The organism is Neobacillus sp. DY30 (genome assembly GCF_030123065.1).
Classification (GTDB): domain Bacteria; phylum Bacillota; class Bacilli; order Bacillales; family Cytobacillaceae; genus Neobacillus.
Genome location: NZ_CP126093.1, coordinates 511,803 through 529,231 on the forward strand (window position 1 = coordinate 511,803; position 17,429 = coordinate 529,231).

Consider the following 17,429-nt stretch of genomic DNA (forward strand, 5'->3'; position numbering starts at 1 on the left):
CATATTCAGGGTGTTTTCGTATTCTCATTTTACTTTTTTGAGTTGTCGCGAGGAACTAAAACCTCAACACTCTTTGTTACCGTATTACCTGCATTATCTGTTGCTGTATAAGTAATGGTGTAAACACGTCCATTACCATTCCCTAGTCTTTCTGCACGAAGTTTAAAGGAATCTGTAGTACCGGAAATCGGTTTATTATAATTGGCGTTCTGAATATCATCTGATTGAATGGTTTCATTGCTAGTAATGGAAGTTAACATTACTGAATGAATTCCAGAATAAGCGTCAGAAGCATTAATAGCAGCCGTTATCGGCACCATCTTTTGATTTGCAGGTGATAATATTGTTTTGTCTAATTTAATAGTTAAGGTTGGTGCAGTCTTATCCAGCTTAATTGTTTTTGTCTTTACTGGTTCACTGTTTCCAGCGTTGTCTACACTCCAATAGGTTAGAGTGTGAACACCCTCGTCGGAGATAGTGACTGAGTTTCCGCTTTGTACGGCCCCATTATCAACTGTATAATAGGTCGCAGCCACACCGGAATCATCATCATTTGCGCTGAAAGTAACCGTAACATCTTTGTTTACCCAATCTTCTGGGGCGTTATCGGTTGTTACAGGAGAAACGGTGTCTATTTTAATCAGCGTCAAGACGCCGAACACAGAAGTGTCCTGATATCCTAGACCAGTTAAATCGTTCCATGTTGCAGCACTTTGACGAGCACCATCTTTACCATCATTAATCTGAACATCAAAACCGATTTTCGTATTGTTATCTGGTGTTATGGTTTTGAAAGGAATCTTTACTTCAACGGTATAGCCATTACCTGATGCTTTGGTTGCAGATTCGAAACCTTCTCCAATTCTTACAGGGTTAAAGGAAGTTTCATTGTCAAAGTTTACTCGATATTGTCCATCACCATCTTCGTAGGAAGATGTCTTTGCATTATTCTCGTCCACAAAGACTTCAATTGAATCCTGTTCCCATGGATTTGGGCTAGATTTGTCAAGCTGGGAGTCACTAACTTGAATTAGAACATATAGGTTTTCTTTATCCCAGAGGACCTTGGAAACACCGTTTGCTCCCTGCCAAGCCATTTGGAAACGGTTAATCGGCAGTTCCGCTGCCTTGCTCCAAATACCATCGACAGTTCCATCAATCATTGGTGTGCCGGAAACCGCACTTCCTTGATTAGCCTCTCTTACCTCAGGTTGATTTTCTGCAATAAATTTTTCTGGGTTGATAACCGCATAATAAGCTGGTTTTGCCTGCAAGTCTTTATCAAACAACAATGGACTTTGTGCAGCTCTCCAGCTGGTAGCATCATTTAGTCCCCAGAACGTTACACGAGAGATATGATCGGCGTGTTGTTTGTAGATTTTGAATAGTTGCGCGTATAAATACCCCTGTGCAATTGCCTCTTTTTCAGTAAGTACGTTGTTGGTTCCAGCGGTAATGTCAAGTTCAGTCACACTTACTTCGACACCTAAGGAGATAAACTTCTCCAGGGAGAGTCTAACATTTTCCGGATTGGTGTTTTTATTGTAGTGCGCCTGCATACCAATACCGTCAATGAGGAGAGCGCCATTATGCTCATCTGCATACTTTTCATTGATTTCTTTCACCATTTGATAAATGGCTTCAGCTTTGCTTTGATTATCATCGTTGTAGTCATTGTAATATAGCTTAATATTCAAGCCTTTTTCATTAACAACCTCTTTCGCTGCAAGGAAGGCCTGCTCTACGAAGTCTGGACCAATCGCTTTATACCAGCCGGACTGACGAAGTGATGCTTTCCAATCACTTGGATTCGGCGGGTTATCGATAATCGCTTCGTTGACCACGTCCCAAGAAATCACCTTGTCACCAAAATGTTCTACAACTGTTTTAACGTGGTTCCTTAAATTTGCTAGAGCTTCTTCTCTGCTTAAAGGTGCGCCGTTTGCAGCTGAAAATAACCACTCCGGCGACTGCTGATGCCAAACGAGTACGTGACCATGGATCTTGAGACCCGCTACCAAAGCTTTATCAACAAGTGTATCCTCGGCTGTAAAGTCAAATTGTCTATTCTCGTTATACGCCTGATCTGGCTTCATAGCATTTTCCGCTGACACAACATTATGGTGCATTTTAAGCAGCTTAAGTCTATTACCCTCAAAATCAGATGCTGAGACAGCGTTTCCAATTAAGAAGTCGTTTTTATAAACATCTTTTATTGGTGTCAAATCTTGAACTTCAATCGGACCCGAACCAGTCGGTTCAAAAGTGACATGGTCAATATAAAAGGATGCTGTGCTATTATTTGAGCTTTCTACATAAATGGTTAAAAACTCATCACCTACACTGCTATAACGGTATGTTCCCTCAAGCTTAACCCAGCCGTCTTCCGTGCTGATTGTTTTACCTTGTAGATTATTGTAGCTGGCAGTACCGCCATTGCCAACTTGTGTAGAAAGCTGAAGCTGTGAAGTTGCTGGTGAAATCAGCTTCACCCAGGCTGAAATTTTATATTCCGAATCCTTGTCAACATATTTCTCTACACGTAAAGCTGGACCATGCCAAGCTTGGGATCTGCCCTCAACCTTCAATGCATAGGACCCGCCTTCAGTGTGATTGGCTTCATTGGTTATCGTCAGAGTCTCACTGCCCGCTCTGCCTTCAAACCCACCTTCATTTTGATTTTCAAAAGTAATGGGTGCAAGGGCTTGTGCTGGTGGTCTTTCTTCGTCACCGCCGCCGCCAGAAGCTGCCTTCTCGGTGATTAGAATATCTCCGATATAGAAGGGAACGGTTTTCCCTGCATCGTTGGATTGTATCCTCAGTGCTCTATCTTTGCTGGTATCTACGGTATATTGCCCCGTTAAAGTGAATGGCTGCCCCGCCTTAAAATCTGCCGCTGCATACAAACCGTTATAGCTGTCTACATTCTGAAGTAAAGCTTGTGCACCTGCAGGAACACTTACACTGTTATCAACAAAACCAGTGACTGTAATCGTATAGGCATTGCCATTTTGCATGCCGACACTGCTGAACGGGATATCAACGCCGTCCCAGTTATTTGTTCGACCATTAACAGAAATTGCTTTTCCATCACTATTGCCTTCAAAAACGAACTCAGAAACAGAAGTCAATTTCGCACTTCCCGCTTGTGAAGCAAGACCAAGACCAGCTCCAAATGTTTCGTGAAATACTACTCGATCCGTTTCAGGTGCAGTCGTTTTTTCAGTTGTAATTAAGATGTTTCCAATATAAAAGGGGATATTTTTCCCAGCATCATTTGATTGAATACGTAATGCTCTATCTTTGCTGGTATCAACGGTATACTTACCCGTTAGAGTAAAAGCCTGTCCTGCTAAAAAATCTGCAGCAACATACAAACCTTTATAACTGTCTACATTTTGCAGTAAAGCTTGTGCACCCGCAGGAACACTCACACTGCTATCAACAAAACCAGTAACTGTAATACTATACGTTTTGCCGTTTTCCATACCGACACTGCTGAATGGGATATCAACACCGTCCCAGTTGTTCGTCCTGCCGCTAACAGAGATCGCTTTTCCATCTTCATTGCCAGCAAAAACTTTACCAGAAACGTGGGTTACTTGTGGGTTACCCGCTTGTACTGCCACACCCATGCCATTGGCAAAGGTTTCAGTAAAGACTGTTTCTGTTCCTGGCTGGACGACAGGTGCAGGCGCTGGACCGCCAATCCAGGAAGCAATTTGTGCTAGAGTCGTATCCATCATGACATAATGACGCCCAATAGCATAATTCCCTGAGTTAGGGTATCCAACCTTAAATGCGTATTTAATACCATTCTCTCGATTTGCTGCTTCTGCGTTTGAATTATATGCGCCATAAGGATATGCCATTAGGACTGGATTTTTATCTGTAATAGACTTTAAGTATACGTTCGCTGCTGAAATTTCTTGGGAGGCTTCTTCCAGGGTTATATCAGAGTTCCAAACCAGTGTTTGTTCATGAGTTTTGGAATGATTCTGGAGGCTGACACTAGGTTCATTTGTGAGGCTTTGCAATTGTTCTGTTGACATACTGTAACTTCCGCCAATCCAGTCACTGACAACAAACAGAACGGAGTTCATATTATATTGTTTTAAGACTGGAAGAGCATTGGTAATGAAGTCGGGTGTAGCGTCATCAAAGGTTAGCAGAATCGGCTTTTCAGGAGCCGTTGCAGTCCCTTCCATGATAGCTACATATTGTTCTGCTGATAAGGTTGTGTAACCGTTTTCATTTAAATACTGCATAGTCCGTTTAAACTTTTCAATGCTGGTATCAGTCCATTGATTAGTAGGATTTTCGACAACCCGATGATACAGAAGAACTGGAATGTCATTATTGGTTTCTGCTGCTGCAGCCTGTGTCATCCAGCTTGATGGGACAATCAAAATCGCCACTAAGAGTAATGAAATAAATCTTTTCAACTTTCTCCTCATTTTCTGCATTCCCCCAATTAAGGTTTTTAATATAACGGGTAAAGCACTCTAATAAAGCAAACCTCCTCTCATTCTATAATTCTAGCTTGGTGCCCTAAATATTTAACCGGTAAAAACTAAAGATTATACTTAAAAAAGTAAATATGCTTTAGGCTGATACTCGCAAAAAAAAGATAGGACTAGAAATTTACTAAATTTCTAGTCCTACCCGTATATTAATAAACTTTAAAGTACTCGATAACGCCGTCAGCAATAGCTTTAGCCAATTTATTCTGATAGGAATCTGTAATTAACTTTTGCCTTTCACTGGCATTGTTGATAAAACCAATCTCCGTTAACGTTGCAGGCATAGCGGACTCGCGGAGAACAGAGAAGGTATCCCCGTCTGTACCACGATTATTTGCGCCTGTATATTCAATCATATTTTGCTGAATGAAGGTTGTAAGTTTCATACTTTTTGCGATTCTGTCAGGATTATCATGCCATTCATCATTAATTTTCGATGGGTAATCTGGATCAAATTCATAGAAGTATGATTCAATGCCATTCGCAGAAGTGTCTCCTCCTCCTGCAGTGGAATTCGTATGAATACTTATGAAAATATCAGCCTTTAAATTATTAGCCATTATAGAACGGTCTAGCAATGAGACATAGGTATTGTCAATTCTAGACATATAAACGGTATAGCCTTGGTTTAATAAAAGTGCTTGAACTTTTTTTGCAACAGCCAAATTCAAGTTTGCTTCTTTATATCCTCCAGCTACTGCCCCTGGGTCAGAGCCGCCATGTCCCGGATCTAAAAATATCTTATAGGCTTTTTGATTAAACGTTACAGTATTGGCAGGAAGTGTTGTAACGATACCGTTTTTACCTGTTTCTCTGATGGCAATCGTATGCTGGCCGTCAGGGAATTTGGCGGTGTCAAGAGTAAAATGAAAACCCGCTTTTCCATTGTTGAACTCAGGGTAAAATCTTTGGACATCAGCCCGCGTATCTCCATAGGCAGCCTGACCAACAACAGAACCGTCCACTATCACTTCTATCTTAGCAACCCCGCTTTTATCCAAAAACCAGCCGTACACATTATGATCGCCTCTAAGTGTTGCACCAGTCAAAGGACTATCCAGAAAACCAAAAGCATTTTGAATGGTTATGCTGCGGTCAGATATAGTAGTAACTGTACCGTTCTTGCTGATTTCTCTAACTGTTACTATATGCTTGCCATCTACAAATTTGGTAGTATCCAGAGCAAAATGAAAACCTGCTCTGCCATTGTTGTATTGAGGGTAAAATCTTTCAACATCTGGCCGTGCGTCACCGTAGGAAGCCTGACCTACCACAGTGCCATCTACCAAAACTTCTATAGCTTCGACCCCGGATTCATCCAAAAACCAGCCATAAACATTTTGGGTCCCATAAAGCGTTGAGCCAGAAACAGGTTTATCCAAGAATCCTAAGGCATTGTCAATTGTTACCGTGCGATTAGTCAATGTGGTGCCATATCCGTTTTTACCTGTTTCTTTGATTGTTACGGTATGCTGGCCATCTGGAAATTTGGTAGTATCCAGAGCAAAATGATAGCCTGCTTTTCCATTGTTGAAAGTAGGATAGAATTTTTGGACATCAGGTCTCAAATCGCCATAGACTGCCTGGCCAACTAAAGCGCCATCCACTAATACTTCAATTTTTGCAACGCCGCTATGATCCAAGAACCATCCATAAAGGTTTTGAGTGCCATTAATGGTCGAACCAGCTGACGGCTTATCCAAAAATCCAAAGGCATTATCAATCGTTAATGTATTCGCGGGTAGCGTTGTGACTTGCCCGTTCTTTCCAGTTTCTCTGATGGCAACTGTATGTTGACCATCCGTAAATTTAGTTGTGTCTAGAGCAAAATGATATCCTGCATTCCCATTCTTATATTGAGGATAAAACTTTAGGACATCCGGTCGGGCATCGCCATAGGCTGCTTGGCCAACGACCGCATCGTCCATTAATACTTCTATTTTTCCGACTCCACTCTTATCTAAGAACCAACCATAAACGTTTTGAGTTCCATTAACAGTAGATCCAGAAGTAGGGCCATCTAAAAATCCTAGGGCGTTATCGATGGTTATTGTACTAGCTGGCAATGTTGTAATTTGCCCGTCTTTTCCAGTACTCCTTACAGAAATGCTATGTTGACCATCGATAAATCTGGTGGTATCAAGGTTATAGTGAAAGCCTGCTTCTCCATTTTTATATTGTGGATAAGCCTTTTGGACATCCGGCCGAGCGTCCCCATAGAAAGCTTCACCAACGACAGTCCCGTCCACTAACACTTCTATTTTTTCAACTCCGCTCACATCAAGAAACCAGCCATACACTTTTTGCGTCCCAATTAGTGATGTACCTGAGACAGGCTTATCCATGAATCCAATGGCAGTTGTTTGCGCTGAGGCATACAGTGGGATTTTTAGATACAGAAACATTACAATTGCCGCCATGAAAATAACTGCAAAAACCTTATTTAACTTCATATCTTCTCCTTTCTTTAGCTATTAATCTATCCGAATTATACTATTCTATAATACTATTATTTAAATTAAAAAAAAACATATATTTACAATTAATGACTTTATTCGGATGAATCCAACTTGCTTCATTTGTCGAAATATGTTTAAGTTTAGTAGTGATTTAAGGAATCAATAAGGGGATTGAAATGATTCATAATTATTTAGGGCAAACCATTCATTTTGAAATAAAGTATAAAAACCGTACATCAATGAGCATTTCTATAGATCTGTATGGGAATGTTGAGGTTCAGGCTCCCAGAGGAATTTCCGATGACCGCGTCATTCAAGCTTTAGAAGAAAAATGGGATTGGATCCAGCAAAAACGAAAAGAAATAAAGGATAGGAACCATGGACCAAAGGTAAAGTCCTATGAGCATGGCGAGAGTTTTCTTTATTTAGGAGAAGAATATCCCATCCAGATTTCACATGATATAAATATCCAGCAAGACTATATCGTGTTTGATGAGGAAAAACTACATATATATGTGAAACATCTGGAGGATGAAAAAATAAGACAAGCATTAAAACGGTTTTACTATCAGCAATGTAAAATGTTAGTCGAGAGGAGTATTAAAACGTATCAAAGCAATTTCAAGACAAAGCCACGGTCTATCAAAATTACAGATAATAAGACCAACTGGGGAACCTGTGATTCGAAGCTGCAGTTAACCTTTAATTGGCGGCTTGCAATGGCGCCGCAGAGCGTGGTTGACTATGTAGTTGTCCATGAAATGTGTCATATGGTCCATCTGAATCATGATCGTTCTTTTTGGCGGCTTGTTGGAAAAATACTTCCCGATTATAAACAGCAGGAGAACTGGTTAGCCTTATCCAGTTGGAAAATGACTGTTTAAATTTGAAATGGATATACTTGTGCTATGTAAATAGCCAATCTTATTGGAGGTTTATAAATGGAGAATAATGATATATTAATTCGATTAAGATATGCACTAGATATTAAAGATACCGATATGGTTGAGATATTTAACCTAGGCGGTATTGAAGTGGCAAAAGAGGATGTCCTAAAAGTCCTTACGAAGCCAAAGGACAGTTACGACGAAGAAGATTACGATGATGATATTGCAGAAGATGAGGAGCATATTAAATGCACGAATAGTATGTTGGAGTCGTTTTTAAATGGCTTTATTACGTTTAAAAGAGGCAAGCAAGAACCAAAGCCTGGACAGCCTGAAACCCCAGTACCTGCGAAGAGTAAAGAAAGTATTAATAACCAGCTGTTGAAAAAAGTGAAAATCGCGCTGGCGTTAACTAGTGAAGATATGCTTGATATCTTTGAAAAAGCAGGAATTAACATAACAAAAGGTGAACTAAGCGCGATGCTTAGAAAAGAAGGCCATAAGAATTATAAGCAATGCCTTGACAAATACGCTAGAAATTTCTTAAAAGGATTAACTTTAAAATATAGAAGCTGAAGCTGAAATTTCTGAAGCAAGAGGAGTCTGAATAAGACCCCATTAAATAATAATACAAACAAAAGCCCTGCAAAGTGAGAATGCCACCTTACAGGGCTTTTTAATTAGTTTTCTATAATATCCTTACGATTCTTCTTAAATATTTTCGATAATACTTCATAAACGATTGGTACAACAATTAGTGTTAATAATGTTGAACTTGCTAAACCGCCGATTACTGTAATACCAAGTCCTTTCGAGATTAAACCGCCGCCGCCTTGGCCGATTGCCAATGGAATTAGCGCACCGATTGTTGCGATAGCTGTCATCAGGATTGGACGAAGTCGTGTTGCACCTGCTTCCAGTACTGCTTCACGCATACTCATACCATCACGTTCCATATGAATAATACGGTCAACCAGTACAATGGCATTTGTTACAACAATACCAATTAACATCAATAATCCCATCATGACAGATACAGAAATGGTTTCACCTGCGATTAATAAACCAACGAATGAACCAATAACTGCAAATGGTAATGAGAAAAGGATCGCAAACGGTGCGACACCTTCACGGAAAGTTACAACTAGGATAAAGTATACAATCGCAATCGCAGCAAGCATTGCCATACCAAGCTGTGTAAATGTCTCCGTCATATCTGCCTGAACACCGGCAACGCCAATGGTAACACCTTTAGGTAAATCTAATTTATCAATTTCTTTATCAACTTCAGCTGTTGCTTTAGAGATATCCTTATCAAGGATGGTTCCTGAAACAGTTGCATAGTATTCACCTTTGCTGCGTGAAAGAGTATTTAATGTTGTACCCTTTTCAACTGTTACTAGCTCAGAAAGAGGCATTGTCGTACCAAGTGCTGTTGGTACTTGTGTTGCTAAAATATCGTCAATTGATTTTGGTTGTGCAGCTTGTTCCTGCTGAACGATTACTTCTAATTCGTTGCCGTCCTTTTCAACCGTTGTTAATACATCTTGCGTTTTTACAGGGTTTAACATCATGACGATTTGGCCAGTTGTTAAACCATACTGCAGCAATTGATCCTGTTCCACTTTGAATGTATATTCAACGTATGCTTCCTCCGCGCTTGAAGAAATATCTTCTAAACGGTCATTTTTGCTCAGAACACCTTCTACCATCTTTACAGCTTCATTTAGTTTATCTAAATCTTCACTGTAGAAAGTGTAGCTGACTTCATTTGAAGCCATCGATGTAGGAGCAAAGTTCTGTGATTTCCATTCGCCTGTCTGTCCGATATTAAACACATATTCTTCAATTTCTTTACGGACCTCTGGGAAGTTTTCCATATCTGGGTCAAAAATCAGGTACATTAACGCACCATCTCCGCCGCCGCCCATCATAGCGGCCATCGGATCTCCAGTTTCGGTAACAGAAATCTGAACGATGTCGATATCATCACGTTTAAGCATTTCTTCCTCAACTGCTTCAACATTTGCTAATGTTTCATCCTTTAACTCACCAGCTTTTGGTGTGTACGTCAAGTACATAACCTTTTCTTCTTCACTGCCCATAAAGCTGAATCCAATTAATGGAGTTAATCCTAAACTGCCAACTAATAAAACAACCGCAATAACGGAGGTAATAATTTTATGGTTCAGCGTCCAGCCAAGGACACCTTTATACCAGTTCGCTAGTTTACCAACTTCTTTATGACTGCTTTCTGCCTTCTCTCCATATAGTTTTTTCTTAAATAAGAAGTGAGACAAAGCAGGGACGATCGTAATCGCAACAACTAACGAAGCACCAAGAGCAAAGGTCATGGTTAGTGCGAACGGTGTGAATAGCTCACCGACCATTCCGCCAACAAAGATAAGCGGTGCAAATACGGCAACAGTTACTAATGTTGATGACAGAATTGGTTTGAACATTTCAATGGTTGCTTCGCGGACAAGCGCGCGCCCTGATAATTTTTCTTCTTTTAAATGAAGACGTCGATAAATATTTTCAACTACCACGATAGAGTCATCGATTACTCGGCCGATGGCAACCGTAACGGCACCGAGCGTCATTATATTGAGAGTAATCTCCATCCAATTCAGCAGCAGTAATGCCATGAAAATGGAAACTGGAATTGACACAATCGAAATAATGGTTGATTTAAAATCACGAAGGAATAAAAGTATAATTAATACCGCAATTAAACCGCCAAAAAGTGCTTTCTCAACCATTGTTTTTACTGATTCTTCAATTGGTTCTCCTTGATCGAGAGATACATCGATGACAAGACCTTCAATTTTTTCCTTTTGTTCCTTGATTAAATCCTTCACACTGTTTACAACATCTACCGTGTTTGCTTCCTGACCTTTAACAATTTGAATGGCAATCGCATTTTCACCATTGGTACGTGAAATCGATTGTACTTTACCAATGACTTTAATTTCAGCAATGTCGCTAAGCTTTACAAATGGAGAAGGCTGTGTTGCTGAAGGTGTTACTGGAATCAGCATTCCCTTTAATTCATCCGCGGTCATGAACTTCCCATCAATTGCTACAGCTTGTTCGCCTTCTTCAAATTCGTAAAGACCTAATGAAACAGCCATGTCACTTGCTTGAATCATTTGCTTGACAGTATCTTCTATTAAACCAAATTCAGCCATTTTGGTATCGTTATACGTCAGTTGAACTTCTTCAATGTGTTGACCTGTAATGGTGGCAGAGGCAACACCATCAATTTTTTCAATTTTTGGAAGGATATTATCCTCAACAGTCGACGTTAATTCAACGATATCCTCTGTTGTACTGCTTACACTAAGTGCAACAACTGGCATCATGTTCATACTAATGGCTGTAATAATCGGCTCTTGTGCATTTTCAGGCAGCTTCACGGCCTCTAGGGCAGACTTTAATGCACGATTTGCCTCGTCCATATCTTCACCGTACTCATATTCCACTTGAAGACTGGCCATATTAGCATTTGAATTGGAATAAACGGATTTAACACCCTTGAGGTTTTCTATAGCTTTCTCTAGAGGTTTCGATACGTCTTCCATTACTTGTTCTGGAGTTGCCCCAGGGTATACATCCATTACCATTAAGTATGGAATCGAAATATCTGGAATGGTCTCCATATTCATTCGGGTACCTGAATAAATACCAGATACTGTTATAATAATCGTAAGTAACCAAACCGCTAGTTTATTTCCGAGAACAAAGTTGACTAAACCTTTCACACTTACACCTACCCTTAATTGACTTATCTAACCCATTTACTTATAATACTGACTAACCGGTCATCTGTCAACGATTGAACCTAGGAGTGAAGAATGAACAATGAAAAAACAACTGATTATGGAAAAAGCGATAGAACTATTTGCTGAACAGGGGTTTGAAGCTACATCTGTCCAACAGATTACAGAGCACTGCGGCATTTCTAAAGGTGCTTTTTATCTATCTTTCAAGTCAAAAGATGAATTAATTAACGAGATAATTGATCACTTTATGATTCAATTTACCACTGAAATTGACTATCTAGTCAGAAACGCGAAGGATGGAGAAAATCTCCTATATAACTTTTATTATGCGATATTCAACACATTTCAAAAGCATTCTGACTTTGGGAAAATACTTATCAAGGAGCAATCTCGTTCTTTTAATGAGGATTTCATCGTAAAGATGCGTTACTATGATAGATTAATGGAAAAAACCATTCTTTCAATGGTCGAGCGGTTGTATGGAGATGATGAAGTAAAAGAGATAAAATATGATTTAGTATTTTGTATCAAAGGCTTTATGAGTATGTATTCTCATCTATTTTTGTTTTATAACGTACCATTAGATTTGGATTTATTGTCAACGTCATTGGTAGAAAAAACAAATCTGCTTGCTAGAAACTCGACCGTTCCTTTTATTTCAAAAGGACTGATTGAGGTGCTTGAAGAGCCGGCACTAGAGGATTTAACAAAAGACCAGATTCTCTTAACGTTGGAACAAGAAATAAAAGAAATGGAAGAGTCAGTAGAAAAGGAATCCTTAATACTGTTAAAACAGCAGCTGCATGAACCAACATATGGGCGGGCAATTATTAAGGGGTTACTAGAAAATATTCGAAATCATCCCCAAACCAAATGGATTGCGTATTTATTGGGTAGTTTTTTTAATATGTAGTGTAAAAGGTGGGCTAACGGTGTTTATTTTAACAGAGGCTGCAAAAACGGAAATACAGAACCGGCTGGAATCATCGGATTCTGCAAAGTTTATCCGATTACAAATGCGTAAAAGCTGTTTCATGAAAGTGAAAGTAACAGTAGAAGGAACGATAGAAGTTAATGATAGTGAGATAATAAAAGATGATCTTCATTTCATCATCGACAAAGGTGAATGTCATTATTTTCGTGATAAAAAACTTGATTTTATGCCAGATCAAACTGGTTTTAAACAATTTGAAGTCATTTAATATTCTATAAACCAAAAAGAGCTCAATCTAAAAAGAATGAGCTCTTTTTATTTTGCTATAGAAATGCAACGTATCCCTTAAGAATAATGTATCCAATTTTATTGACATACTAGTTGTTGCGAGGTAGTATAAATACATTGATTAAATATTTACGAACGCCGTTCGACAATGGCGAATGAAAGAAGGATGGTAATGTCTGAACGCCTCATTCAATCGATTGAAAGGGCAGCTGATGTCCTTGAATTGTTTTTATCAACAAATCCGGAGCTTAGTGTTAAAGAAATATCTGATAAGCTTCAACTATCAAAAAGCACAGTTCATGGAATCATTAAGACTCTAGAACATAGAGGGTATCTTGAGCAGAATCCAGAGGATTTGAAGTATAAGCTCGGAATAAAACTTTTTACATTAGGTAACTTCGTGGGTAAACATCTCGATATTGGAAACATAGCCAGACCGATTATCGGAGATTTAGCTGTTGAATTAAATGAAACCGTTCACTTGGTTACATTAAAGCGTGATGAAGTTATTTATATTGAAAAAGTAGAAGGTCCAAGAGCCCTTACAATCTACTCTCATATAGGAAAAAGAGCACCTGTTCATTGTACAGGTGTGGGGAAGGCAATACTTGCTCATTTAAGTGAAAATGAGGTTGATAGGCTGTTATCAGCAGCAAGTCTAGAAGCATTCACAGAGTACACGATGACCGATGTTAATGAGATAAAAAAGCATTTAGTTTCTGTCCGTGAGACTGGATATGCGGTTGATGATGAAGAAATCGAGTTGGGACTCAAATGTATTGCAGCACCGATATTCAATCATAAAGGAAATGTAATCGCTTCAATAAGCTGTGCGGCACCTAAAATGAGACTTGATGAAGAAAAGCTTCCGAAAGTAATAGCGGGGATTAAGGGAGCTGCTTCTGATATATCAAGGTCCTTAGGCTATAAAGGGAACGTCTTTTAAAAGTAGCTAAAGTAAAAAAACATAAAAAAGTAATTACTAGGGGGAGAATTATTTTGTCAAAAGTTAAAGTGGCTATTCTTGGCTCAGGGAACATTGGTACTGATTTAATGATTAAGCTTGGTCGCTCCGAATATCTAGAGCTGACTGCTGTGATTGGGATTGACCCGCAATCTGACGGATTACGCCGTGCGAGAGAAATGGGTTATGCAGGGGTAGATACCGGTATTGATGGTTTCCTGGCAGATCCTACTTTAGAAGCTGATATTGTATTTGATGCCACATCAGCAAAAGCCCATCTCTATAATGCAAAGGTGTTAAAAGAAGCAGGTATTAAAGTAATTGATATGACTCCAGCCGCTGTTGGTCCATATGTATGTGCGGCCGTAAACATTGATGAGCATTTAGAAAAAGACAATATTAATTTAATTACATGCGGGGGTCAGGCTACAATCCCTATGGTTCATGCTGTTAACCGTGTGAGTTCGGTAGAGTATGCTGAAATCGTTGCAACGATCTCAAGTAAAAGTGCTGGCCCTGGAACGCGTGCGAATATTGATGAATTTACTGAAACCACTTCCCGTGCGATTGAAGTAGTTGGCGGGGCTAAAAGAGGCAAGGCAATTATAATTTTAAACCCAGCTGAACCTCCAATCATCATGCGTGATACTGTGTATACGCTTGTAGAGGAAGGAACAATGGACGAAGAAGCTATTAGAAAATCAATTGCTGATATGACAGAAGTTGTTCAATCATATGTTCCAGGCTATCAACTCCGTACGGAACCTATTTTCGATGGAAATAAAATCACCATCTTTATTCAAGTAGAAGGTGCCGGTGATTACCTGCCAAAATATTCAGGAAACCTTGATATTATGACGGCTGCAGGTGTAAAAATTGCCGAAGAGTTTGCTAAAAATTTATTAAAGAAAGAAACCGTTTAAGCGGTAGAAAGGGGAAAATAAAATGACAAATGAAAGAGATATTCTGATTACCGAGGTTGCATTACGAGATGGAAGTCATGCAGTCTCTCACCAATATACAGTAGATCAAGTATTAAAGGTCGCAAAAGCATTGAATGATGCAAATGTTCCCTATATCGAAGTATCACACGGTGATGGTTTAGCAGGATCATCCTTGCAATATGGCCTTTCACGTACAAATGAAATGGAATTAATTGAAGCTGCGGTTTCCGTTGCAGATAAATCTAAAATAGCTGTCTTATTATTGCCAGGTATCGGTACGCTGCACGAATTAAAAGAAGCAGCAAATTTAGGCGCAAAGATGGCTCGTATTGCAACACATGTTACAGAAGCGGACGTAGCTCCACAGCATATTGCTTATGCAAAAGAATTAGGTATGGAAACGGTAGGATTCTTGATGATGAATCATATGGCTCCTGTCGATAAATTAGTAGAACAAGCAAAATTAATGGAAAGTTATGGAGCAGATACTGTCTATGTAGTAGATTCAGCGGGATACTTGCTTCCAGGTCAAGTGCGCGAGCGAATTTCTGCACTAAAACAATCAGTTGGTGTTAACATTGGTTTCCATGGGCATAACAATTTATCGCTGGCGATGGCTAACACGCTTGTTGCGATCGAAGAAGGCGCAACTCGAATTGATGGCAGTGTTCGCTGTTTAGGAGCAGGTGCCGGTAATACACAAACAGAAGTACTTGTAGCCGTTTGTGAGCGGATGGGAATTAAGACTGGCGTAGATTTATACAAAATGATGGACTTAGCTGAAGACATCATTGCCCCACTTTTACCAGTGCCGCAAGAAATTACAAAAGACAGCTTAACACTAGGGTATGCAGGTGTTTACTCAAGCTTTGCGCTTCATTCAAAGCGTGCGGCAGAGAAATTTGGCGTAGATTCACGTGATATTTTAATAGAACTAGGTAAACGTAAAGTGGTTGGCGGTCAAGAGGATATGATCGTAGAAGTGGCAGCGGAAATTGCTAAAAACAAGAATCGTTAATTGGTAGATTCGAAGACTTGATAAGCAGTTTTAAACAAAGTACTTACATTTCCGTTATTAAAACCATTGCTGCTTTCTTTATCATTTCAGTATATCTGTTAACTGGAATCTTTTAATTTGAAATATTTTGAAGTTTAGGAATTTATTATTTGAATATTCTTAAACAAAAGTATAGTATTAAAGGTGGAAATAGGGATAAAAGCTCTGTTCTACTAAAAAAGACTCTTTTTTTGTTGAGTACGTTATTTTAATACTCGGTAATGAGTTTCTAGATTTGTGATGCTAGAATTTACGCCAAAATAAGACGCAGGGATATCTGCGCTTATTTTGGCTTTTTTAATGCTAAAAACGGGAGGGATGTTTCTGATGGATAAGGATGAAATGAAGCGGCTAAACTTCTTACTAGAAATATATGTGGATGTTAATGTGGATAAAGATTTCTCTGTGCTTTCTAAAAAAACGGATCCATTCTTTATATTGAACATGTCTGGTCAGTTGGTTTATGTCAATGAAGTCTGTGAAGAATTATTGCAATGTTCAAGAAAAGATCTATTCGGTATGAAGCTAAGTAATATTTTCATCTCGTCTGTTTTAAATGATACCCAAACGTTTTTTAGTAAAAAACCACGCGAAAAACTAACAAATTTTGATTCTAAAATTAGTATGAGACCTGAAAATACGATGGACGTAAACGTAACTTCCTTCCCAATTCTTTTTAGTGATGAAGTGGTTGGAAACTATGTTGTGTTAAAAGATATCACGCTGATTAAGAGAGAGAGGCAATTGCTGTCTGAAAAACAAGCCGCGGCAGGTCAGCTGGCGGCAGGAATTGCACATGAAATACGCAATCCTATTACGGCCATAAAGGGCTTTCTACAATTAATGATGGGGGAACATAAAGGGGATACGACCTATTATAATATTGTTGAATCAGAGATTAACCGCGTTGAAATGATTCTAAAGGAGTTAATGGTTCTGGCTAAGCCCACCAAAATTAACTATCAAAAGTTGGATATCCAAAGTTTGTTGGACAAAGTTGTGACGTTGATGGAGTCGCAGACCTTATTAAATAATATTGAAGTAATTAAGAATTTCCATACACTAGAAGCAACCGTTGTTGGGGACGAGAATCAGTTAAAACAAGTGTTTATCAACTATATAAAGAATGCGATTGAAGCAATGCCAGATGGAGGAATAATCATTGTTGAAGGCATAGCCTTACATGATAGTGTTCATATTCGCATTATGGACCAAGGCATTGGAATTCCGTCAGAAATTTTAGAACGAATAAATGAACCGTTTTTTACAACAAAGGAACATGGCACGGGCTTGGGAATGCTGGTATGTAATGAGATCATTGAGGAGCATAAAGGGAAAAGTAATATTTTTAGTAGTCCTGAAGGCACCTGTATTGAAGTCATTTTACCACTACATAAACAATTGCAGTATAATGAAAACAGTGTTAAAATAGATTAGTCTAATGTCTTGCTGTCATTAGTTATAGAAGTCTATTATTTATACATAAAAAAACTATATTTCCTATCTGTGTGGTAAATGGAAGAAACTATTAATATAGTCGTCTGAACCGTGGCCTAACTTCTTTTTTGAAGTTAGGCCCTTTTTATTT

At 39.0% G+C, this 17,429-nt stretch carries 11 protein-coding genes; 8 read left to right on the top strand and 3 right to left on the bottom strand.

Translation table 11 applies throughout. The annotated features are described in order from the left end of the window. Positions 1-29: 29 nt before the first annotated feature. Positions 30-4,457, bottom strand: coding sequence for an endo-1,4-beta-xylanase (locus tag QNH29_RS02450; RefSeq protein ID WP_349654881.1), 4,428 nt, complete (start codon positions 4,455-4,457; stop codon positions 30-32). 215 nt (positions 4,458-4,672) lie between these two features. Then, on the bottom strand, positions 4,673-6,976 hold the full coding sequence (locus QNH29_RS02460; protein WP_283863280.1) for an N-acetylmuramoyl-L-alanine amidase: 2,304 nt from the start codon (positions 6,974-6,976) through the stop codon (positions 4,673-4,675). Positions 6,977-7,158: 182 nt separating this feature from the next. On the opposite strand from QNH29_RS02460, the gene QNH29_RS02465 reads away from it, so the two are divergent. Together QNH29_RS02465 and QNH29_RS02470 are read left to right on the top strand one after the other, a co-directional pair. After that, the gene (locus tag QNH29_RS02465; RefSeq protein WP_283863281.1) at positions 7,159-7,866 is read left to right on the top strand and encodes a M48 family metallopeptidase; all 708 of its coding nucleotides are present in this window, start codon (positions 7,159-7,161) and stop codon (positions 7,864-7,866) included. Between the two features lie 57 nt (positions 7,867-7,923). Then, complete coding sequence (locus QNH29_RS02470; RefSeq protein ID WP_283863282.1) at positions 7,924-8,445, top strand: YehS family protein; 522 nt, start codon at positions 7,924-7,926, stop codon at positions 8,443-8,445. Positions 8,446-8,549: 104 nt separating this feature from the next. Here QNH29_RS02470 and QNH29_RS02475 read toward each other — a convergent pair whose 3' ends face one another. Further along, on the bottom strand, positions 8,550-11,633 hold the full coding sequence (locus QNH29_RS02475) for an efflux RND transporter permease subunit (protein ID WP_283863283.1): 3,084 nt from the start codon (positions 11,631-11,633) through the stop codon (positions 8,550-8,552). A 100-nt stretch (positions 11,634-11,733) separates the two neighbouring features. Between QNH29_RS02475 and QNH29_RS02480 the strand changes: the two genes are divergently transcribed. The 6 genes from QNH29_RS02480 to QNH29_RS02505 all read left to right on the top strand — a co-directional run bounded on the left by QNH29_RS02480 (position 11,734) and on the right by QNH29_RS02505 (position 17,278). Then, entirely contained in the window at positions 11,734-12,567 is an 834-nt protein-coding gene (locus tag QNH29_RS02480) for a TetR/AcrR family transcriptional regulator (protein WP_283863284.1), read from the top strand. A 19-nt stretch (positions 12,568-12,586) separates the two neighbouring features. Continuing rightward, complete coding sequence (locus QNH29_RS02485) at positions 12,587-12,856, top strand: iron-sulfur cluster biosynthesis (protein WP_283863285.1); 270 nt, start codon at positions 12,587-12,589, stop codon at positions 12,854-12,856. Between the two features lie 192 nt (positions 12,857-13,048). Then, positions 13,049-13,822: an IclR family transcriptional regulator gene (locus QNH29_RS02490; protein WP_283863286.1), complete on the top strand. Its 774-nt coding sequence runs from the start codon at positions 13,049-13,051 to the stop codon at positions 13,820-13,822. A 53-nt stretch (positions 13,823-13,875) separates the two neighbouring features. Next, positions 13,876-14,763, top strand: a complete 888-nt coding sequence (locus QNH29_RS02495; protein WP_283863287.1) for an acetaldehyde dehydrogenase (acetylating) — start codon at positions 13,876-13,878, stop codon at positions 14,761-14,763. Positions 14,764-14,785: 22 nt separating this feature from the next. Continuing rightward, positions 14,786-15,802 carry a 4-hydroxy-2-oxovalerate aldolase gene (gene dmpG, locus QNH29_RS02500; protein WP_283863288.1) on the top strand — a complete coding sequence of 339 codons (1,017 nt, stop codon included), beginning with the start codon at positions 14,786-14,788 and terminating at the stop codon, positions 15,800-15,802. A 366-nt stretch (positions 15,803-16,168) separates the two neighbouring features. After that, the gene (locus tag QNH29_RS02505) at positions 16,169-17,278 is read left to right on the top strand and encodes an ATP-binding protein (RefSeq protein WP_283863289.1); all 1,110 of its coding nucleotides are present in this window, start codon (positions 16,169-16,171) and stop codon (positions 17,276-17,278) included. Positions 17,279-17,429 lie beyond the last annotated feature (151 nt).